The 20,678-nt window shown below is 59.8% G+C and carries 19 protein-coding genes, 1 tRNA gene and 1 pseudogene; 14 read left to right on the top strand and 7 right to left on the bottom strand.

The window, feature by feature from the left end; genetic code table 11:
* Positions 1–23: 23 nt before the first annotated feature.
* Together ftsH and glmM are read left to right on the top strand one after the other, a co-directional pair.
* A complete protein-coding gene (ftsH, locus tag AC1DTN_RS30665; RefSeq protein ID WP_477923966.1) occupies positions 24–1,955 on the top strand; it encodes an ATP-dependent zinc metalloprotease FtsH in 1,932 nt (643 codons plus the stop codon).
* Between the two features lie 243 nt (positions 1,956–2,198).
* A complete protein-coding gene (gene glmM, locus AC1DTN_RS30660) occupies positions 2,199–3,551 on the top strand; it encodes a phosphoglucosamine mutase (RefSeq protein WP_007827040.1) in 1,353 nt (450 codons plus the stop codon).
* 43 nt (positions 3,552–3,594) lie between these two features.
* Here the strand turns inward: glmM and AC1DTN_RS30655 are convergent, their stop codons facing one another.
* Entirely contained in the window at positions 3,595–4,209 is a 615-nt protein-coding gene (locus tag AC1DTN_RS30655; RefSeq protein WP_113323816.1) for a class I SAM-dependent DNA methyltransferase, read from the bottom strand.
* Between the two features lie 322 nt (positions 4,210–4,531).
* On the opposite strand from AC1DTN_RS30655, the gene AC1DTN_RS30650 reads away from it, so the two are divergent.
* Complete coding sequence (locus AC1DTN_RS30650; protein ID WP_113323790.1) at positions 4,532–5,377, top strand: outer membrane protein; 846 nt, start codon at positions 4,532–4,534, stop codon at positions 5,375–5,377.
* Positions 5,378–5,429: 52 nt separating this feature from the next.
* Here AC1DTN_RS30650 and AC1DTN_RS30645 read toward each other — a convergent pair whose 3' ends face one another.
* Positions 5,430–6,050, bottom strand: a complete 621-nt coding sequence (locus AC1DTN_RS30645) for a TetR/AcrR family transcriptional regulator (RefSeq protein ID WP_113323789.1) — start codon at positions 6,048–6,050, stop codon at positions 5,430–5,432.
* A 93-nt stretch (positions 6,051–6,143) separates the two neighbouring features.
* Between AC1DTN_RS30645 and AC1DTN_RS30640 the strand changes: the two genes are divergently transcribed.
* From AC1DTN_RS30640 to serA, 3 genes are all read left to right on the top strand, one after another.
* Positions 6,144–6,758 (top strand): NAD(P)H-dependent oxidoreductase, encoded by a 615-nt coding sequence (locus tag AC1DTN_RS30640; protein WP_113323788.1) that lies wholly within the window; start codon positions 6,144–6,146, stop codon positions 6,756–6,758.
* Between the two features lie 139 nt (positions 6,759–6,897).
* Positions 6,898–8,076 (top strand): phosphoserine transaminase, encoded by a 1,179-nt coding sequence (locus tag AC1DTN_RS30635; protein WP_477923962.1) that lies wholly within the window; start codon positions 6,898–6,900, stop codon positions 8,074–8,076.
* A gap of 82 nt (positions 8,077–8,158) precedes the next feature.
* Complete coding sequence (serA, locus tag AC1DTN_RS30630) at positions 8,159–9,754, top strand: phosphoglycerate dehydrogenase (RefSeq protein ID WP_442206379.1); 1,596 nt, start codon at positions 8,159–8,161, stop codon at positions 9,752–9,754.
* A 90-nt stretch (positions 9,755–9,844) separates the two neighbouring features.
* On the opposite strand, the gene AC1DTN_RS30625 is transcribed toward serA, so the two are convergent.
* Complete coding sequence (locus AC1DTN_RS30625) at positions 9,845–10,063, bottom strand: hypothetical protein (RefSeq protein ID WP_442206485.1); 219 nt, start codon at positions 10,061–10,063, stop codon at positions 9,845–9,847.
* Positions 10,064–10,334: 271 nt separating this feature from the next.
* On the opposite strand from AC1DTN_RS30625, the gene AC1DTN_RS30620 reads away from it, so the two are divergent.
* Positions 10,335–12,416: a putative bifunctional diguanylate cyclase/phosphodiesterase gene (locus tag AC1DTN_RS30620; RefSeq protein ID WP_477923960.1), complete on the top strand. Its 2,082-nt coding sequence runs from the start codon at positions 10,335–10,337 to the stop codon at positions 12,414–12,416.
* On the opposite strand, the gene AC1DTN_RS30615 is transcribed toward AC1DTN_RS30620, so the two are convergent.
* On the bottom strand, positions 12,408–13,286 hold the full coding sequence (locus AC1DTN_RS30615; RefSeq protein WP_442206377.1) for a LysR family transcriptional regulator: 879 nt from the start codon (positions 13,284–13,286) through the stop codon (positions 12,408–12,410). The two genes, AC1DTN_RS30620 and AC1DTN_RS30615, sit on opposite strands and share 9 nt — an antisense overlap.
* A 107-nt stretch (positions 13,287–13,393) precedes the next feature.
* Here AC1DTN_RS30615 and AC1DTN_RS30610 point away from each other — a divergent pair, with 107 nt between their 5' ends.
* Together AC1DTN_RS30610 and AC1DTN_RS30605 are read left to right on the top strand one after the other, a co-directional pair.
* Positions 13,394–14,518 carry a TDT family transporter gene (locus AC1DTN_RS30610; RefSeq protein WP_442206376.1) on the top strand — a complete coding sequence of 375 codons (1,125 nt, stop codon included), beginning with the start codon at positions 13,394–13,396 and terminating at the stop codon, positions 14,516–14,518.
* Positions 14,519–14,817: 299 nt separating this feature from the next.
* Positions 14,818–15,918 (top strand): mechanosensitive ion channel family protein, encoded by a 1,101-nt coding sequence (locus tag AC1DTN_RS30605; protein WP_442206375.1) that lies wholly within the window; start codon positions 14,818–14,820, stop codon positions 15,916–15,918.
* 2 nt (positions 15,919–15,920) lie between these two features.
* Here the strand turns inward: AC1DTN_RS30605 and AC1DTN_RS30600 are convergent, their stop codons facing one another.
* Positions 15,921–16,877, bottom strand: a complete 957-nt coding sequence (locus AC1DTN_RS30600) for a DMT family transporter (RefSeq protein WP_442206374.1) — start codon at positions 16,875–16,877, stop codon at positions 15,921–15,923.
* Between the two features lie 82 nt (positions 16,878–16,959).
* Between AC1DTN_RS30600 and AC1DTN_RS30595 the strand changes: the two genes are divergently transcribed.
* The 5 genes from AC1DTN_RS30595 to AC1DTN_RS30575 all read left to right on the top strand — a co-directional run bounded on the left by AC1DTN_RS30595 (position 16,960) and on the right by AC1DTN_RS30575 (position 19,440).
* A complete protein-coding gene (locus AC1DTN_RS30595) occupies positions 16,960–17,103 on the top strand; it encodes a hypothetical protein (protein ID WP_477923958.1) in 144 nt (47 codons plus the stop codon).
* A 41-nt stretch (positions 17,104–17,144) separates the two neighbouring features.
* On the top strand, positions 17,145–18,344 hold the full coding sequence (gene mnmA, locus AC1DTN_RS30590; protein WP_477923956.1) for a tRNA 2-thiouridine(34) synthase MnmA: 1,200 nt from the start codon (positions 17,145–17,147) through the stop codon (positions 18,342–18,344).
* A gap of 134 nt (positions 18,345–18,478) precedes the next feature.
* A tRNA-Met gene (locus AC1DTN_RS30585) sits at positions 18,479–18,555 on the top strand.
* A gap of 89 nt (positions 18,556–18,644) precedes the next feature.
* On the top strand, positions 18,645–18,896 hold the full coding sequence (locus tag AC1DTN_RS30580; RefSeq protein WP_007827016.1) for a hypothetical protein: 252 nt from the start codon (positions 18,645–18,647) through the stop codon (positions 18,894–18,896).
* 106 nt (positions 18,897–19,002) lie between these two features.
* Positions 19,003–19,440: a universal stress protein gene (locus tag AC1DTN_RS30575; RefSeq protein WP_113323778.1), complete on the top strand. Its 438-nt coding sequence runs from the start codon at positions 19,003–19,005 to the stop codon at positions 19,438–19,440.
* Positions 19,441–19,444: 4 nt separating this feature from the next.
* On the opposite strand, the gene AC1DTN_RS30570 is transcribed toward AC1DTN_RS30575, so the two are convergent.
* Both AC1DTN_RS30570 and AC1DTN_RS30565 read right to left on the bottom strand, forming a co-directional pair.
* On the bottom strand, positions 19,445–19,633 hold the full coding sequence (locus AC1DTN_RS30570; protein ID WP_439016465.1) for a hypothetical protein: 189 nt from the start codon (positions 19,631–19,633) through the stop codon (positions 19,445–19,447).
* 104 nt (positions 19,634–19,737) lie between these two features.
* Positions 19,738–20,635, bottom strand: a pseudogene (locus AC1DTN_RS30565) (LysR family transcriptional regulator).
* Between the last annotated feature and the right edge of the window lie 43 nt (positions 20,636–20,678).

The raw sequence follows: 20,678 nt of genomic DNA, 5'->3' as shown, positions 1-20,678 counted from the left end.
ACTGTCCAGTGCTGGGGAGTTCAATGAACCCTAACTTACGTAATTTCGCCTTGTGGGCGATCATAGCGCTTCTGCTGATCGCCCTCTTCAGTATGTTCCAGACGGCTCCGGCGCAGACGGGTTCGCGTGAAGTTCCTTATTCGCAGTTCCTGCGTGAGGTCGATGCGGGCCGCGTGAAGGATGTCGTGGTCACCGGTAACAGGCTGACCGGAACATATCTGGAGAATAACAATACCTTCCAGACCTATTCGCCTGTGATCGACGACAATCTGCTGGAGCGCCTGCAATCCAAGAATGTCGCTGTCACTGCGCGCCCGGAAACCGATGGTTCCTCCGGCTTCCTGAGCTATCTCGGAACGTTGCTGCCGATGCTCTTGATCCTCGGCGTCTGGCTGTTCTTCATGCGGCAGATGCAGGGCGGTTCGCGCGGCGCGATGGGCTTCGGCAAGTCCAAGGCCAAGCTTCTGACCGAGGCGCATGGCCGCGTGACCTTCGATGACGTTGCCGGCGTTGACGAAGCCAAGCAGGACCTGGAAGAGATCGTCGAGTTCCTGCGCGACCCGCAGAAGTTCCAGCGCCTCGGCGGCAAGATCCCGCGCGGCGTGCTGCTTGTCGGCCCTCCGGGTACCGGTAAGACGCTGCTCGCCCGCTCGGTTGCCGGCGAAGCCAACGTGCCGTTCTTCACCATTTCCGGTTCGGACTTTGTTGAAATGTTCGTCGGTGTCGGTGCAAGCCGCGTCCGCGACATGTTCGAGCAGGCGAAGAAGAATGCACCCTGCATCATTTTCATCGACGAAATCGACGCGGTCGGTCGCCATCGTGGCGCCGGTCTCGGCGGCGGTAACGATGAACGCGAACAGACGCTGAACCAACTCCTCGTCGAGATGGACGGTTTCGAAGCCAATGAAGGTATCATCCTGATCGCCGCGACCAACCGTCCTGACGTTCTCGATCCGGCGCTGCTGCGTCCGGGCCGTTTCGACCGCCAGGTCGTCGTTCCGAACCCTGACATCGTCGGCCGCGAACGCATCCTGAAGGTTCATGCCCGCAACGTTCCGCTGGCACCGAATGTCGATCTCAAGGTTCTGGCTCGCGGTACGCCCGGTTTCTCCGGTGCGGACCTGATGAACCTCGTCAACGAAGCTGCCCTCATGGCCGCCCGCCGCAACAAGCGTGTCGTGACCATGCAGGAATTCGAAGACGCCAAGGACAAGATCATGATGGGTGCGGAGCGCCGCTCTTCGGCGATGACCGAAGCGGAAAAGAAGCTCACCGCCTATCACGAGGCCGGTCACGCCATCACGGCGCTGAACGTCGCCGTCGCCGATCCGCTGCACAAGGCAACGATCATTCCGCGTGGCCGTGCGCTCGGCATGGTCATGCAGCTTCCCGAGGGCGACYGCTACTCGATGAGCTACAAGTGGATGATTTCGCGCCTCTGCATCATGATGGGCGGCCGCGTTGCCGAAGAATTGACCTTCGGGAAGGAAAACATCACTTCCGGTGCTTCCTCCGACATCGAGCAGGCGACCAAGCTTGCCCGTGCGATGGTCACCCAATGGGGCTTCTCCGACGAGCTCGGCCAGGTTGCCTATGGCGAGAACCAGCAGGAGGTCTTCCTCGGTCATTCTGTTTCGCAGTCGAAGAACGTCTCCGAAGCGACCGCGCAGAAGATCGACAACGAAGTGCGCCGCCTGATCGACGAAGCCTATACGCAGGCTCGCACGATCCTGACGGAAAAGCATGACGAGTTCGTCGCTCTCGCCGAAGGGCTGCTCGAATACGAGACGCTGACCGGCGAAGAGATCAAGGCTCTGATCCGTGGCGAAAAGCCTGCGCGCGATCTTGGCGATGATTCGCCTCCGAGCCGCGGCTCGGCCGTGCCGAAGGCCGGTGCGCGCCCTGCTTCCAAGGGTGATGAACCGGAGGGTGGGCTGGAGCCGCAGCCTCACTGAAATTGAACAGGAATTTGCCTAAAGGGCCGGATTTCCACAGGGAATCCGGCCCTTTTAATATTAGTAACAGGATATAATCAGTTTTCTTGGTAATTTACGTGCCGGATACGCGGTTTTGTGGCATTCCGCTGACTAAAGACAAGTCTGAATCAAGGTTTCGGGCGCAGCACCAATCTTTGAAGCCGGATTCTTGCTTGAGGAATGCCTAAGCTTCTACGGCGCGCGGAAAGCGCAGGAGTGCATATGAAAAGACGCTATTTTGGGACGGACGGCATCCGAGGCCAAGCCAATATCTTCCCCATGACGCCGGATCTCGCGATGCGGGTCGGCATAGCTGCAGGAACGATCTTCCGTAACGGCGCCCACCGTCATCGTGTGGTGATCGGCAAGGACACGCGCCTGTCGGGATACATGCTGGAGAATGCCCTCGTGGCCGGCTTTACCGCGGCGGGACTGGACGTGTTCCTGCTCGGTCCTATTCCGACACCTGCGGTTGCCATGCTGACGCGTTCGCTGCGATGCGATATCGGCGTGATGATTTCGGCCTCGCACAATCCGTTCCAAGATAACGGTATCAAACTTTTCGGTCCTGATGGTTACAAGCTCTCCGATGACATCGAAGCGCAAATCGAGGACCTGCTGGACAAGGATCTATCGGGACAGCTTGCCAAGGCTGAGGAAATCGGCCGAGCCAAGCGCGTCGATGGCGATATCTACCGCTATCTCGAGCACGTCAAACGCACCTTGCCGCGCGACGTGACCTTGCAGGGCCTGCGCGTCGCGGTCGACTGCGCCAACGGTGCGGCCTACAAGGTGGCGCCTGCCGTTCTGTGGGAGCTCGGCGCCGACGTGGTGACGATCGGCAACGATCCGAACGGCACGAACATCAACCTGAATTGCGGCTCTACCAGCCCGGTCGCCCTGCAGAAGAAGGTCGACGAGGTGCGCGCCGATATCGGCATTGCGCTCGATGGCGATGCGGACCGCGTCATCATTGTCGATGAAAACGGCTCGATCGTCGATGGCGATCAGCTGATGGCCGTCATCGCCGAAAGCTGGGCAGAGAGCCAGCAGCTGCGCGGCAACGGCATCGTTGCGACTGTCATGTCCAATCTCGGCCTCGAGCGCTTCCTTGAGGATAAGGGCCTCGGACTTGCCCGCACGAAGGTCGGCGACCGTTACGTCGTCGAACATATGCGCCAGCACAATTACAATGTCGGCGGCGAGCAGTCCGGCCATATCGTGCTTTCGGATTACGGCACAACAGGCGACGGTCTCGTTGCCGCCCTGCAGATTCTGGCGGCAGTCAAGCGTACCGGCAAAACGGTCAGCGAAATCTGCCGCCGCTTCGAGCCAGTGCCGCAGCTTCTGCGCAATGTCCGCATTACCGGCGGCAAGCCGCTGGAGGATCTGCAGGTGGTCAAGGCGATTGCCGATGCGGAAGCCGAGCTTTCCAAGAATGGCCGCCTCGTCATCCGTCCCTCCGGCACCGAGCCGCTGATCCGCGTCATGGCGGAAGGCGACGACCGGGCGCAGATCGAGCGTATCGTCAACGATCTCATCGGCACGATTTCGAGCGTACGCAGCGCCGCCTGAAAGCGCCGCAAAAAGGATTGAAAGCCGGCCTCGTGCCGGCTTTTTATTGGCGTTGCGCGAGCCAGACCGTGTGATTGCCGCAGGCCGGGTCTTCAGCCTTGTGGGCGACGACTGTAAAGCCGTGTTCGGTGAGCAGGGCGCGATATTCATCCGGGCTGAGGCTGCTGTGATAAAGTGGTTCACCGACGAAAACGCCCATAGCTTCGCCATGTGCCGGTCCGCTGGTGAACATCAGCGCCGTTCCCGGCTCCGAATGCGCACGAAACAACGAGAACATGCGCCGCTGATTCTCGAAGGGCAGGTGGAAGAAACTGTCCCAGGCAATCAGCCCATCGAAACTTCTGCCAAGCGAGAGGCGGCGCATATCTGCGACCTGCCAGTCGGAGTTTGGAAAGCGCGTCCGGCACATGTCGATCAGGCTGGGTGAGGAATCGATGCCGGTCACTGCGTGGCCGCTTTCGATGAAATGACGCGCGAGAGGCTCGCCGGAACCGCAGCCGATATCGAGGATTGACCCGCCTTGCGGGATCAGTGCGGTGAAGCGATCCAGCCAGCTCCGTTCAAAAAGGGTCTTGCCGCGGCTTGAATCCCAGACTTTGGCATGCCGTTCGTAGAGATCGGTAATGGTATCGGCGGCCTGCCTGTTGCTGTTCTGCATACGCTTGCTGATCCTCTGTGGAAAAATCTTCGATTTGTCTTTAGCGGTTCGATCCCGGAGGATCATGTGGGGTGATGCGGTTTGCTCGTCTTTGCTCATCCGTCGTTCGCAAGCGTGAACGTTCGCCGGGCTTTTTATTCGTTGTCTTCCCGATTTGGGAAGTCGAGACGGGCAGATTACTTTTCGAAACATGTTCTGGCGTGAATATTCGCATTACTTCTTATGGTTAAGCAGCTTTTAACGTTTCCGATTCATTATCCATAAAAAGCATATCCGTTTTGGCGGCCTGCAACGCGCCGACGCAACCGACTGGAGTGAATCCATGAAACGAACTTTGTCCGGTATCTTCGCCGCGCTGTTGATCGCGTCGAATGCCTATTCTGCCGATCTTGCTCCGGTCGAACCCATTCCGGAACAGCCCCCGGAAGTCGCCGTCAGCGAATCGACCGGCTGGTATCTGCGCGGTGATGTCGGCTACGCCTTCACCGACCTGCGCGGCGCGAAGTTCTTCCAGGGCAGCAATGCTCTCGAAGCCGATTTCGACGATGCGGACCTTGATGATGCCTGGACGGTTGGCGGCGGTGTCGGCTACCAGATCAACAGCTATCTGCGCACCGACCTGACCTTCGACTATCTTACCAAGTCTGACTTCCGCGGTTCGACGGTCGGCGGTGGGGCGGCCTTTGGCGCCTGCGTGGTCGCATGTACGTCGAGCGACGTATCGTCGATGACGGCCTACACGCTGCTTGCCAACGCCTATGTCGATCTCGGCACCTACGCCTACTTCACGCCCTATGTCGGCGCCGGTATCGGTGGTTCCTACGTCAAGTGGAAGGACCTCCACAACGTCGCCTGCGCCGATGATGGCACCGGTTGCGATGATGAAGTCGTCCATGGCGGTCGCGGCGGCTGGCGCTTCAGCTACGCCCTCATGGCCGGCGCCTCGATCGACGTGACCTGCAACGTCAAGGCCGATGTCGGCTACCGCTATCTGCATATCGATGGCGGCAACATGTTCGGCTACAACGAAAACGGCGGCCCGGGTCGCGACCGTGGCGTCAACGTCCATGAAGCCCGTGTCGGCGCGCGCTATCTCTTCGGCGGCTGCGCTCAGCCGGTTGCCTACGAACCGCCGGAAATTCCGCTGCAGCAGCCGGTCTACAAGTAAGCCATAGCTTCAAGGATTATCGAAAGCCGCCCGCAAGGGCGGCTTTTTCGTTTCAGCTGACGTTTCTGGCGACCATTGCCAGAATGATTTCGAAAAGTTCGCTTTCAGCCTGGCTGGCACTGATCTCGCCGGTTGCCGCAGCATAGGAGAGAGTTTCCGCAGCGCCGAGCATTGCCCAAAGGCTGGCTGACGCGATTGTCCCTGCACCAACGAAGGGAGTAAGCACGGATCTGCACTGGTCCATAAAAACCACCTGACACTTGTGCTTGACCTTTTCCAGCTCCGGAGAACTTGCCAAAGCGGCGATGACGTCAGGAATTTCGCGCCCCTGTGTGAGAACGCAATCGATAAAGGCGACCGCCATGACCTTGGCCTTGTCGCTCAGTGCAGGTCCGCTTTCGCGAAGTGCAGTTTCCATCTGCGCCGTCTGCCGATCGTCGAATTCGCGGTAGAGTTCCGCAAGCAATCCCGGCCGCGTGCCGAAGTGATCATAGACGACAGGCTTTGCCACGCCGGCTTGTTCGGCGAGGCGCCCCAGCGTCAGCGCGTCCGTTCCTTCCTCCCTGATCAATCGCCACGAGACATCCAGGAGCTGGCGATGGCGTTCTTCTCTCGAAAGCCGGCGACGGGGGCGAGGAAGAGCGTCGATGTGGTCTTTGTCGGTGCTTGACATCGTAACCTACGAAAAGTAACTTACTAAAGGTATCTTACGAAAAGTATATAAGCGATTGGCTTTGCTCGCAATCGCCGATCAGGAGGTTTCGCCATGCATGCACTCATCGTTCTCGCTCATCCCGATTCCAACTCGCTCAGTCATGGCGTCGCCGCGGGAATTGCCGAAGGTATAACGGCTTCCGATGCCGGCAACTCCTTCGAGATCGCAGACCTGACGGAAGAGGCTTTCGATCCCAGATTTAATGAGGCCGATATTGCAGCTCATCGCCGGAAAGCCGCGGCACCTGCCGATGTCGCCGCCGAGCAGGCAAGGATCGATCGCGCCGAGGCGCTCGTATTGGTCTATCCTGTCTATTGGTGGTCCATGCCGGCTTTGATGAAGGGCTGGATCGATCGCGTCTTTGCTAATGGCTGGGCCTATGACGACACGTCCGGCAAGGTTGTGAAAAAGCTTAGGCATCTGCCCGTCCATCTCGTCGGCATAGGCGGTGCGGATGCTCGCACCTATGAGCGGCACGGTTATTTCAGCGCCATCAAGACGCAGATCGACCATGGCATTTTCGACTATTGCGGTGCTCCTGTAGTGACGTCGGAAATGTTTCTCGACTCGGATGCAGGAAATGGTGCTGCGCATATTGAGATGGCGCGCCGCATTGGCAGCGATATCTTCAACGCAGGCCATCGCGCCGCCAGCGGCGCGGTTTAACCCGAGATGTGATCGCCGCTGCGGCAAAATAGCTTCCAGAAACGACATCTCCCGCTTGACTATGACGGGCTTCGCCCATAAACACGGCGGCGGGACACTCCTCCCCAACGAGGAGCCATCTATCTGGAAGGGTAGCAATATGGCAAATACCGCAAAGCCGGACGTGCGTCCGCAAAACACTCATTTTTCTTCTGGCCCCTGCGCGAAACGTCCTGGTTGGACGCTCGAAGCTCTTTCCGATGCGGCCCTTGGTCGTTCGCATCGCGCGAAAGTCGGCAAGGCCAAGCTGAAGCAGGCCATCGATCTCACCCGCGAAATTCTCGAAGTGCCTGCGGACTACCGCATCGGCATCGTGCCGGCTTCCGATACCGGTGCCGTCGAGATGGCGCTTTGGTCGCTGCTCGGCGAGCGCGGCGTCGATATGGTCGCCTGGGAAAGCTTCGGCGCCGGCTGGGTTACCGATGTCGTCAAGCAGCTCAAGCTCAAGGACGTGCGCAAGATCGAAGCCGGTTACGGCGAACTTCCCGACCTTTCCACCGTCGATTTCGACCGTGACGTGGTCTTCACCTGGAACGGCACCACTTCTGGCGTCCGCGTTCCGAATGCCGATTTTATCCCGGCTGATCGCAAGGGCCTGACGATCTGCGATGCGACCTCGGCCGCCTTCGCGCAAAACCTCGATTTCGCCAAGCTCGACGTCGTCACCTTCTCCTGGCAGAAGGTTCTGGGCGGCGAGGGTGCGCATGGCATCCTCATCCTGTCGCCGCGTGYGGTCGAGCGTCTGGTTTCCTACCAGCCGGCATGGCCGCTGCCGAAGATCTTCCGCCTGACTTCGGGCGGCAAGCTGATCGAAGGCATCTTCCAGGGCGAGACGATCAACACGCCGTCGATGCTCTGCGTCGAGGACTATATCGATGCGCTTCTCTGGGCCAAGCAGCTCGGCGGTCTCAAGGCTCTGATCGGCCGCGCTGACGCCAATGCCAAGGCCATTGCCGATTTCGTCGCCGCAAACGACTGGATCGCCAATCTGGCCGTCAAGCCGGAGATCGAATCCAATACGTCGATCTGCCTGAAAATCGTCGACAAGGATGTGGCTGCTCTCGATGCCGATGGTCAGGCGAATTTCGCCAAGGGCCTCGTCGCTCTCCTCGAAAAGGAAGGCGTCGCTTACGACATCGGCGCTTACCGTGACGCTCCGTCCGGCCTGCGCATCTGGGCTGGTGCCACGATCGAAACCGCTGATATGCAGAAGCTGATGCCTTGGCTTTCCTGGGCCTTTGAAACCCAGAAAGCAACGCTTTCCCAGGCTGCTGCCTGACGTGATCGCATCCGGCTCCGCCTGATGGCGGAGCCTCGCATTCCGAATTCATTCATCGCTGAACTCTTTGAAGGAGGCCCTTATGGCACCTCGCGTTCTCGTATCCGACGAACTGTCGGAAACCGCCGTCCAGATTTTTCGCGATCGCGGCGTCGAAGTCGATTTCCAGCCGCAGCTCGGCAAGGACAAGGACAAGCTGTTCGAAGTCATCGGAAACTATGATGGTCTCGCCATCCGTTCCGCCACGAAGGTGACGGAGAAGATCATCGAAGCGGCCAAGAACCTCAAGGTCGTCGGCCGTGCTGGTATCGGCGTCGACAACGTCGATATCCCGGCCGCATCGCGCCGCGGTATCATCGTCATGAACACGCCCTTCGGCAACTCGATCACGACGGCTGAACATGCGATCGCCCTGATGTTTGCGGTTGCCCGCCAGCTTCCGGCTGCCGATACGTCCACGCAGGCCGGCAAGTGGGAAAAGTCGAAGTTCATGGGTGTCGAAATCACCGGCAAGACGCTCGGCGTCATCGGCGCCGGCAACATCGGCTCCATCGTCTGTGCCCGCGCCATTGGCCTGAAAATGCATGTCATTGCCTATGACCCGTTCCTGTCCAAGGAGCGCGCCGAGGAGATGGGCGTCACCAAGGTCGAGCTCGACGAACTGTTGGCCCATGCCGATTTCATCACGCTGCATGTACCGATGACCGACAGGACGCGTGGTATCCTGAACAAGGAAGCGCTTGCCAAGACCAAGCCCGGCGTTCGCATCATCAACTGCGCCCGCGGCGGTCTCGTCGATGAGGCAGCCCTTGCCGATGCCATCAAGTCCGGCCATGTCGCTGGCGCAGCCTTTGACGTCTTCGAAGTCGAACCCGCCAAGGAAAGCCCGCTCTTTGGGCTGCCGAACGTCGTCTGTACGCCGCATCTCGGCGCCTCGACCACCGAAGCACAGGAGAACGTCGCTCTGCAGGTTGCCGAGCAGATGGCTGACTACCTCGTCAAGGGTGCGGTTTCGAACGCCATCAACATGCCGTCGATTACCGCTGAAGAAGCGCCGATCCTGAAGCCGTTCATCAAGCTCGCCGATGTTCTCGGCGCCTTCGTCGGCCAGGTCACGGAAGAACCGATCAAGGAAATCGAAATCCTTTATGATGGCGTCACGGCCAACATGAACACCCGCGCACTGACTTCGGCGGTTCTCGCCGGTCTCATCCGTTCGCAGGTGGCCGACGTCAACATGGTTTCGGCACCGATCATGATCAAGGAAAAGGGTATTATCCTTTCCGAGGTAAAGCGCGACAAGTCGGGCGTCTTCGACGGCTACATCAAGCTGACGGTGACCACGGAATCCATGACGCGCTCGATTGCCGGCACGGTCTTCTCCGACGGCAAGCCGCGCTTCATCCAGATCAAGGGCATCAACCTCGACGCCGATGTCGGCAGCCACATGATCTACATTGCCAATACCGACGTTCCCGGCATGATCGGCTTCATCGGCACGACGCTTGGTGCTGCCGGCGTCAATATCGCCAACTTCCAGCTCGGCCGCGACAAACAGGGGGGCGACGCCATCGCTCTGCTCTATGTTGACGCCGCGGTTGACGACGTCGTTCTGGGCAAACTGACGGCCAATGCTGCGATCCGCCAGGCAAAGCTACTGGCCTTCAACGTCGACTGAGTTTTCCTCCCAAGGAAAGACACGAAAAACCGGCCCGGTCTCTGGGCCGGTTTTTTACATGGTTCAGTGCATGTCGTTAGTAACCTGTGATCAGTGGCGGGTGGCGTTGGTGTCGTGATGCAGGAAAGTGTCTCTGCTCGCGTCGAAAACCCTGAAGAATTCGTCCCAGGAAATGTTCTCGACAGAGCTTTCCTGCCTGCTGAAATCAACGCCGATCAGGCCGCTTTTCATCCGGGCGGGATGGCCGCCGCGTGCTTCGATCCATTTCCGGATCTTATCATGATCTGTTATTGCGGGTGTGCCCATCATCGCCTCCCTGCCGATGGGTTGTATTTTCAATCGAAGATAACTCTTTGCAAATGATTTGGTTCCGCCCGACAATCAGCCACGTGGCCGAGCCCTTGGCTTGGCCGGCCACTGAAATTTTCAACTGGGCCGCGAAATGGCTGGTTCGAGAAACTTTCACTGCTTATTTTAAGGGCGTGCGCTCAAAGTTTAGGCCCCTTATGATTGTGATTTTATTTAGCTTTCTCGGCTATACCACTTTCAATATTGGTTCCAATTTTGCGTGAATTTCTCAATGGCCTCGTTTCAGACGATATCCGGGCAGTCCGAAGCTCTTGTGGATGATTTCCGTTCGCTGTTTACGACGCATCCCTCTCCAATGTGGGTCTACGATCCGGATACGCTACGCTTCCTGATCGTCAATGATGCGGCGCTCATGCTCTATGGCTACAGCGCAGAGGACTATCAGGGCATGACCGTGCTCGATATCCGCCCAGCTGCCGAGCGGGAGCGGATGCTCAGTGCCGTTCATGACCGCACTGACATGGAGAAGGCCGAGCGCTGGACGCATCTGAAGGCCAATGGCGAGGCCATCGAGGTTCTGACCTACGGCCGGGAAGTGCGCTTCGAAGGAAGGGCTGCGATCCTGGCGATCGTGCAGGACCGTACCGAGGTGAATGCCGCGCAGCGCCAGATCACCGATACACGTTCGCTACTGGACAGCATCGTCGACAACCTGCCTGTCGGCGTCTTCGTGAAGGATATGGAAGAGGATGGCCGCTACATCCTGCTGAACGAGGCGTGCGGCGAGATCATGGGCTTTCATACCGGCGACGTGGTTGGAAGGACGGACCGGGACTTCTTCCCCTCTGAGCAGACCGACATCTTTCGCGAACAGGATCACGAGGCGTTCGTCGCCGGTGCGACGATCAGCTTCGAGGAGACAATGGAGCGAGCCGACGGTGGCAAGCGCATTCTTCGCACCGTCAAGCGTGCCCTGCCGGCGCCTGAAGGGAAGGAGCCGCGCTATCTGCTGGGCATCTCTCACGATGTGACGGAAGAGCGCGCGGTGGAGGCGAGGCTTGCGCATCTTGCCATGCATGACTCGCTGACGCGCCTGCCGAACCGCGCCGCCTTCTCCAAGCATATCCGCAAGCAGGCCATTACCGCTTCTATCGAAAAGCCGRTGGCGCTGCTCTACATCGACGTCGACCACTTCAAGACGATCAATGACAGCAAGGGCCATGCCGCCGGCGATGCGCTGCTCTGCCAGGTGGCGGAGCGCTTGCTGGCGCTTGGCGATGAGGGCGACCTCGTGGCACGTCTCGGCGGTGATGAATTCGCAGTCGTGCTGCAGCTAGCCGAGCCCGACCGGGCAGAGCGTTTTGCCGATCTGTTGCTCAAGTCGCTTGCCAGAGCTTTTGATCTTGATGGCACCCGGGAGCATGTCACCTGCAGCATCGGCATTGCGCTGGCGCCTGTCGATGCCGGCGAGGCTGATGTGTTGATGCGCCATGCCGACCTCGCGCTCTACGCCGCCAAGGAAAGCGGACGCTCGACCTATCGTTTCTATGAGCCGGCGATGCGGCTCGAGGCCGAGCGTCGCCATCATCTGACCGGCGAACTGCGTAGTGCGCTGGAACACGGGCAGTTCGAGCTTTACTATCAGCCCATCGTCCAGCTCGAGGATGATGGAATCGGCGGTTTCGAAGCACTGATCCGCTGGCGGCATCCGGTGCGTGGTCTTGTGCCGCCGATGGATTTCATTCCGCTGGCGGAGGAGACGGGGCTAATTATTCCGATCGGCGACTGGGTGCTGCGGGAGGCCTGCCGTACGGCGGCTTCCTGGCCGGGCCATCTGAAGATCGCGGTCAATCTTTCCGTCAGCCAGTTCCGCCATACAAGCCTGCTTTCCAGCGTCGTCGCAGCACTCGATGAGGCGGGTCTGCGTCCTGAACGGCTGGAAATCGAAATCACCGAATCCGTCTTCCTGGCCGATGTGGTGCAAAGCCTGCCGTTGCTTCGGGCGTTGAAGGAACTCGGTGTGCGCATTGCCATCGACGACTTCGGCACGGGCTATTCGTCGCTCAGCTATCTGCGCGCCTTCACCTTCGACAAGATCAAGCTCGACCGCAGCTTCGTGTCCGGCATCGAGACCGATCCCGGCAATCTGGCCATCGTGCGGGCCGTGGCCGGCATCGGCTCCGGCTTCAATGCGGTTACGCTCGCCGAAGGCATCGAGACCGAGGAGCAGTTGCAGCAGCTGCGGGCCGAAGGGTTTGGCGAGGTGCAGGGCTATCTTCTCGGCAGACCCATGCCGCAGCATGAGGCCGAGGCACTGATCTACGGACGCCAACTCAAGAAGGCATCAGCCTGAGATCATCGCATCGAAAGCGTCGGCCGCCTTGCTGCGATAGCGCTCCTCATGGCGCAGCAAGAAGAAGGGACGGGGCAGGGGCGGCACATTCACTTCGGTGAGAAGACCGCTGCGCAGCTTCATGGAAACCACGCTCCGCGACATCAGCGTCGCGCCAATACCAGCTTCGACGATGCCGACGAGCGGCTCGTTTTCCGGCAGCACCATCGCCACATCAAGCGCATCGATATCGAGGCCCGCCCTTTGCAGAAGGCTTTCGAAGGCGAGGCGGGTGCCGGACCCCTGTTCGCGCAGGACCCATTGCGTCTGAGAAAAATCGGTCGGGGCGCGTAATTTGCCGTCAGCCCATGGGTGGTTGGGAGCAACGACGACGATCATCTCGTCCAGGGCGACCTGCCTTGCCGAAACGCCGTGCCTGTCGCTCGGCCACTCGATGAGGCCCACTTCCACCTCGCCCTTGGCAACGGCGTCAGACACTTCAGCAGTGTTGCCGATGCGGATTGCCAGTTCGATGCCGGGATAATTTCGGCGGAACGCGGCAAGTCGCGGCGACAGCCAATAGCCGCCGATCGTCTGGCTCGCCATGATCGTGAGCTCTCCATGCATGAGGCCGGAGAGGTCCATCAGGGCGGCCTCCGCCGCCTTTGCGCTGGTCAGTACGGCCTGTGCTTCCTTCAGGAATAACTGGCCGGTCCGGTTCAGCACGATCGAACGGCCAACCCGGTCGAAGAGGGTGACGCCGTGTCGTGTCTCCAATGCGGTGATTGCGGCGCTGACGGCCGACTGGGTCATGTTCAGGTGAGCTGCCGCCTTCGTGATGTGCTGACGCGCTGCCACCTCTACGAATATTCTCAGCTGCTCCAGTGTCATGTCGCCTCCATTAATCATTCGATTTTATCGAACGAAATGACAAAGATAAATCGTTGGAAGCGATTATTTGGTGCCGGTATGAAAGCGGTCAACGAAAGGAATTCGCCATGACCGCGCTGCATCTATCTCCTTCTGTCCCGACTGTTCGCTTGCGGACGCATGTCCTGCGCCACTTCACGCCGAACTGGTTTGCGACGACAATGGGGACCGGCATCCTTGCCGTCTGCTTCGGTCAGTTTCCGGATTTGCCGACAGTCCACGCAGCAGGCGAGATGCTGTGGCTCGCGAATATCGGCCTGTTTGCAACGTTGACCTGCATCTATGCCGGAAAGTGGCTGCTGTATCCCGGCGCTGCACTCAGGGCATTCGACCATCCCGTCGTTTCGATGTTCTTCGGCTGCATTCCGATGGGCCTTGCGACCATCGTCAACGGTTTCTTGATCTTCGGACCGGGCCTTTTAGGTGAGGCAAGCGTCTCTATCGCGGCGGAGCTGTGGTGGTTGGATGCAGCGCTGGCGGTTCTGGCGGGTCTTGCCATTCCACTGGTCATGTTCACACGGCAGCAGCATGCAATCGAGCATATGAGCGCCGTCTGGCTGCTGCCGATCGTTGCCTCTGAGGTCGCAGCTGCAAGCGGCGGATTATTGGTGCCGCATCTTGCCGAAGGTACGCAGCTTCCGGTGCTTTTTGCGAGCTTCGTGCTCTGGTCCTGCTCAGTGCCGCTGGCGCTCGGCATTCTCGTCATCCTCTTCCTGCGCCTGGCTCTGCACAAGCTGCCGCCCGCAAGCATGGCAGCGACGAGCTTCCTTGCCCTCGGTCCTGTTGGCACCGGCGCACTTGGGCTTGCTCTGTTTTCCATCAATGGCGGGCAAGCTCTTGCAGCCGGCGGCCTTGGCGCGCTGGCTCCAGCGATTTCGGGTGCGGCTTTGCTTGGTGCTGTCCTGCTGTGGGGCTATGGCCTCTGGTGGCTTGGCCTGGCGGTTGCCATCACCATCAACCACCTGCGGCAGGGCTTGCCCTTCAATCTCGGCTGGTGGGGTTACACCTTCCCGATCGGTGTCTATGCCGTCGCCACGCTGCGGCTTGCCGGTATCTTTCCGTTGCCGGCGCTGACAGGGTTCGGAGAGGTTCTGGTCGTAGCTCTTGCTGCGATTTGGGTCGTCGTCGCCATCCGCACGAGTTGCGGCGCCTATAATGGTTCGCTCTTCGTCGATCCCAGCCTGGAGAGCTGATCGTCTGGCGCTTACGCAACTGCCTCAATCATTCGTTATTTTGAGAATGCCAGTCAGCATTGCATACTCTCGGCGGGGCTGAAAAAGGAGGATGCACATGAAACGCTACACGCTGTCGATGATCGGTCTGGCGCTCATGACTGCCATCATCGCCAATCCGGGCATCGCACTTGCCTGCAACAAACTGATCGGCACCTGAGCCGATACCGCCCATCCTTTTCTTAAAGGCGCAGCTCCGGCTGCGCCTTTTTTGATGCCTTTCCCTTTTCCATGCTGCGTTGCACCCTAACTGTGCCCGCATGACGGAGTTTCTGGACGATATCCGCGCAGAAGGCGTCTGGCTGCCGGACTGGCTTGCAAGCGCCATCATCTTCGCCGCGGTCATCTCAGTTACGCTTTTTGCGCATCGCATTCTCTTCCGCCTGCTGACGCGGCTGATTGAAAGCAAGGATCTCTTCTGGCGCTCGCTCGTCTCGCGCCTGAAGCGTGTCGTGCGGCTTGCAATGCTGGTGGCCGGCCTTTCCTTTGGCGCGACGGTCGCGCCGCTGACGGACATGCAGTCGGCAACCGTTCGTCACATCCTGCTCATTTTCTTCATCGTGCTCGTCGCCTGGATGGCCAGGATCGTCAAACATATCTGGATGACGGTCTATCTCAGGCGCTTCAAGCTCGATGCCGAGGATAATCTTCTGGCACGCAAGCACGTGACGCAGACGCGTATCATGGAGCGCGTCGCCGATCTGCTGATCGTCGTCGTGGCGATATCGGCCTGCATGATGACTTTCGATGCGGTCCGGCAATATGGTGTCAGCCTGCTCGCCTCCGCCGGTGTGGCGGGTATCGTCGTCGGTCTCGCGCTCCAGCCTGTGCTGAAAAACCTGTTTGCCGGCATTCAGCTCGCCATCACGCAGCCGATCCGCATCGACGATGCGCTGCTGGTAGAAGGCGAGTGGGGCAGGGTGGAAGAGATCACCTCGACCTATGTTGTCGTGCAATTGTGGGATTGGCGGCGGATGATCCTGCCGCTCAGCTACTTCATCGAGAACCCGTTCCAGAATTGGACGCGCGAAAGCTCGGCGCTGATCGGCACTGTCATGATTTATCTCGATTACAGCGTGCCCGTCGCCGCCATCCGAAAGAAGGTCGAGGAGATCGCGCAGGGCTCGAAGCTCTGGGATCGCCATGTGGTCAATATCGCGGTGACCGATTTCCGCGAAGCGGTGATGGAAATCCGCATTCTCGTATCGGCATCGAATTCCGGCCGCACCTTTGATCTGCGCTGCGAGGTTCGCGAGAAGCTGATCGATTTCATCCAGCGCGAATATCCGGCATCCTTGCCGCGCATGCGGGCGGTGATGAGCGAGCCACCCGCTCGAGACCGGCGCGAGGCGGCAGAATAGATCTACCGCATCGGCGCTTCTGCTTCGCCTTCCACCGGCGTCGTAGCGATCTGGGATTGCGCATCACCGGAGGCGACGGCTGCGGGCAGAGGCACCTGGCGCTTGCGTTCGCGGATCAGCGTCAGGAGGCCTGAGCAGATGATGAGCACGATGCCGAGAGCCATCGGCAGGTCGACGCTGTCGTTGAAGAATAAATAACCGAAGGCGATTGCCCAGATCATCTGGCTATATTGCGGTGTCGCGACCAGCGTTGCCGGGGCGAGGCGGGCTGCCGTCATCAGCATGACGTTGCCGGCTGCGCCCAGCAGGCCGTAGCTTGCGAGAAACAACCATTGCTGCGGCGTTGGCACGACCACTTGCGACAGCATGAGCAGGCCGCTGACGATGAGCGTGCCGAGCAGCGAGGCACCATAAAGCGAGAGGCGCTTTTCGGCCGGGCCGAGCTTGCGCAGGATGACGATGGCAATGGCTGCCGCGATCGCTCCAATAGTCGCAGCCAGATGGCCGACGGACAGTTCGCGGAAACCGGGCCTCAGAACCACGAGCACCCCTAGGAAGCCGACGATGACGGCGGCCCAGCGCTGCCAGCGCACATCTTCCTTCAGGAAGATCACCGAGAGGATGGTGACGAAGGAGGGCAGCAGGAAGAGCAGGCAGAAGGCCTCTGCCATCGGCAACTTGGTGAAAGTGATGATGGAGGCGATTGCGCCGGTTGCGCCGGCGGCAAAGCGCGCTAGCCAGAGCGGCCGGTTCGTCGTCCTGAAAATGTCCAGCCATGAATCACCTGGTCCCTTAATAAAGGGCAGGGCTACTAGGCTGAGGATCGCACCCGTAAAGGCGACCTGGAAGGAAGGAACCGTGCCGTGCAGGGCCTTGATGGACGCATCGCTGAAGGCAAAGACGGCATAGGCCGCAAATGCGACAAGGACGCCACGAAGCGTGGTGGAGGCGGCTGTCATTTATCCGAATCTTTTAAAAGGTGGGTCATTTCATCTACGTGATGAAATACGGCCTATCAAAGGTCGATTGCGAATAGCTGCAATGCGTGACCCGCGCATGACGCTGCCGGAGAGGCCCGAATCGCTGGGCCTTGCGCAGGGGCGCAATAGTTTCTATATCCGTCGCCCATGCAAGCTGGCGGACGATCCCGCCGGAACACAGGAAATCCGCCACATTCCGACGTGAGAAAAGGCGGATCGAAACAGCACAGAATTTGGCAGTACCCCGTGAACACACTGGATTTTGACAAGAAGCCGGAAGACACCCGTGTCGTCGTCGCCATGTCTGGCGGCGTTGACAGCTCCGTCGTGGCCGGGCTTCTCAAACGCCAGGGATATGATGTGCTGGGCATCACGCTGCAGCTTTACGATCATGGCGCTGCGGTCCACCGCGCCGGCTCCTGCTGCGCGGGCCAGGATATCGATGATGCACGCCGTGTCTGCGAGACGCTCGGTATTCCGCATTACGTGCTCGACTACGAGAAGCGGTTCCGCGAAACCGTCATCAACCCCTTTGCCGAGAGCTATGTCGCCGGCGAGACGCCGATCCCCTGCGTTGCCTGCAACCAGACGGTCAAGTTTGCCGATCTTCTGGCGACAGCCAAGGAACTCGGCGCCGATGCGCTGGCGACTGGTCACTATATCCGCTCGCGCCCGAACCCGTCCTCCTGCAATCCTGGCCGCCGCGCGCTCTATCGCCCGGCCGATGCCGACCGCGACCAGAGCTATTTCCTCTTCGCCACGACGCAGGAGCAGATCGACTATCTGCGCTTCCCGCTCGGCGGTCTGCCAAAGTCGGAAACCCGCCGACTGGCCGAAGAGATGGGCCTTGTTGTCGCCAAGAAGGCCGACAGCCAGGACATCTGTTTTGTGCCGCAGGGCAAGTATTCCGACATCATCACCAAGCTGAAGCCGAATTCGGCTTTGGCCGGTGATATCGTTCATCTCGACGGTCGCATCCTCGGCCAGCACGAAGRCATCCTGCATTACACGATCGGCCAGCGCCGCGGCATCGGCATTGCCACCGGCGAGCCGCTCTATGTCGTCTTTCTCGACGCCCGCTCGCGCCGCGTCATCGTCGGTCCGAAGGAAGCGCTGGAAACGCATCGCGTCTATCTACGCGACGTCAACTGGCTGGGTGACGAGACACTTCAGGTCGCGGCGTCAGGCGAAGGCTTTGCCTGCTACGCCAAGGTGCGCTCCACCCGCGCGCCGGCGCCTGCCGTGCTGCACATCGATGCAAGTGGCGTCTATGTCGACCTGACGGTCGGCGAGGCAGGCATTGCGCCGGGCCAGGCCTGCGCGCTCTATTCGGCACCCGGCGATGACGCCCGCGTCTTCGGCGGCGGCTTCATCGAACGTTCCGAGCGCGAGCCTGACGCAGAAGCCTCGCTGAAGGCGCTGCTTTCCAACTACGCGATGGCCTGAAACGGCGAAAAACGGCACTGCGGAAAGCCCACCGTTTTTCTCCATCATGTGCTTGACACAAAGCGGAAGCGCACCTTATAAGCCGCACATCCCACGGACCGGAAGCGCTTCGCGAACGGTATCGTTTGACCAGTGGCGGAGTAGCTCAGTAGGTCAGAGCAGAGGAATCATAATCCTTGTGTCGGGGGTTCAAATCCCTCCTCCGCTACCACTTGTCCCCGAAATCAAAACTATCAGTGCGCGCTCGCCGCGCAGGCGATATAACTTTGTCGGAAGACGCTTCGTCATCGGGGGTGCGTGATGAAATATGCTGTTGTCGCAATTCTTCTTCTCGCTGCTGGCTGCAGCACGACGACGGAAGACCAGCCTATCCCAGGCAGCCTGACCTATGGCGGCAAGGTTATCCATTCGCCCTATAAGCCCGGCACGGTGGTGAAGCATACTTTCCTCGGCAAATTTGGCGTTCGGCAGTTCGAACGTTATGTCGTTCAGCCTGACGGCACGCTCAAGCTTGCCTCCCGTATTGAAAGCGAAGATTTCCTCTGGAACTGAAGAGGGGTGTCAGCTTCGCCTGATGTTGACCTGCGTCAAGGCGCGGGATTACGATCACTGGTGAATTCCCTTCTTATTTGAATTCAGCCAGCAGAACGGATCTCCCATGTACAATCGCATATTGCTGCCCACCGACGGTTCGGAACTTGCCGGTCGGGGTGTCGATCATGGTCTTGCGCTTGCCAAGGCGCTCAACCTTCCCGTGACCGTTATCAGCGTCATCGTGCCGCTGACCGGTTTTGCGCTGCAAGGGATCGTGCAGGCTGAGGCGATGGACAGCTATAATGAGGGCCGCCGGAAGGAGATCGAGGATCTGGAAAAGATCATCGGGGAAAAAGCGAAGAGCGCCGGTGTCGTCGCCGACTTCGTCAGCAAGGTGCATCTTTCGCCGGCAGTCGCCATTTTGGAAACGGCAGCAGAGCGGGGCTGCGGCCTGATCGTTATTTCCTCGCATGGCCGCCGCGGGATCTCGCGGCTCATGCTCGGCAGCCAGACGTCCGAGGTCCTTTCCGAGGCAGGTATCCCGGTGCTGGTGGTAAAGTAAGCGCTTAGTTCTCCGTCAGTGCGGCGAGAGGCGCCATGCGCTCGGCAGTGTGATCTGCCGTCTTGGTGGACACTGCTCCGCTTTCCTCACCGCCGTCGTCGGCTTCGTTAGGGCTACCGGCCGTCGGTGTCATATAGAAGGCCAGCATTTCCTCCAGGCGGGAGGCAGTGAGGCTGGTGGCGAAACCCTTCATGGCTTTCCTCGGCGGTGTTTCCAGTTGTGAAATTTCATAGCCTACGTTCAGGCCGGTCTGGAACAAGGGCCGAAAGGTTGTCACCAACTTTCGAAGATCGGCATTTAGTCGCGGATAAGTTCCAGGCAGAACTCGATGAAGGCGTTGACCTTGGCCGGTACATGATGCCGGGAAGGGTGGACAGCGTAGAGGGGGAAAGTTTCGCTCGGCCAGTCCGGATAGAGCTCTACAAGGCGTCCGTCGGCAAGCAGGTCCTTGACGCTAAGGGCAAGCACCTGGGCGATGCCGGCGCCGGCAAGGCAGGCATCGAGCATGGTACCGGGGTCGCTCATCAGAAGCGATCCACGAGCGTCGAGCGGCACGATCTTCTTGCCCCTGTGCAGTTCCCATTCGAAAGTCTGGCCCGTCAGCGGATCGCGGAACTGGATGCAGGAGTGGCTGGCGATCTCGGCAGGTGTCCTCGGCGTGCCATGCTCGGCGAGATAGGCAGGTGTGGCGACCGTGAGGACGCGGGTTTCCATCAGCTTGCGGGCGATGCGCGACGAGTTCGGCTGCTGGCCGAAGCGGATGGCGATATCAATGCCGTCGGCGACGAGATCACTCATCAGGTCGCGGGTTATCAATTCGAGTTCCAGCGCCGGATAGCGGGTCATGAACCGCTTCAGATGCGGCGCCAGCACCATGCGGGAAAAGATCGGATCGACATCGACGCGCAGCCGGCCGCGCACGGTCAGAGACGCACCTGATGCAAGCGTCGCGGCCTCCTCTATCCCATCGAGATGCGGAGCGACCTGTTCGTAGAAACGGGCGCCTTCGTCCGTCAGCCGTACCGAGCGGGTGGTGCGGTCGAGCAGGCGCACGCCGACACGCGCCTCCAGCCTCGCTATGGCTGACGCCGGAGGCTGAAAGGCCAAGCGCATCGGCTGCCCTGACGAAGCTGCCGCTTTCGACCACCGCGGCAAGCGTGCAGACACCGGAAAGCAGGCGGCCGTCGAATGCCATGGGTCACTCCTGATTTGATGTCATTGATGATGTTAAGGAAGTG

It is taken from the genome of Rhizobium sp. 01T444, assembly GCF_056398305.1.
This window is presented reverse-complemented; position numbering and strand designations above follow the sequence as displayed.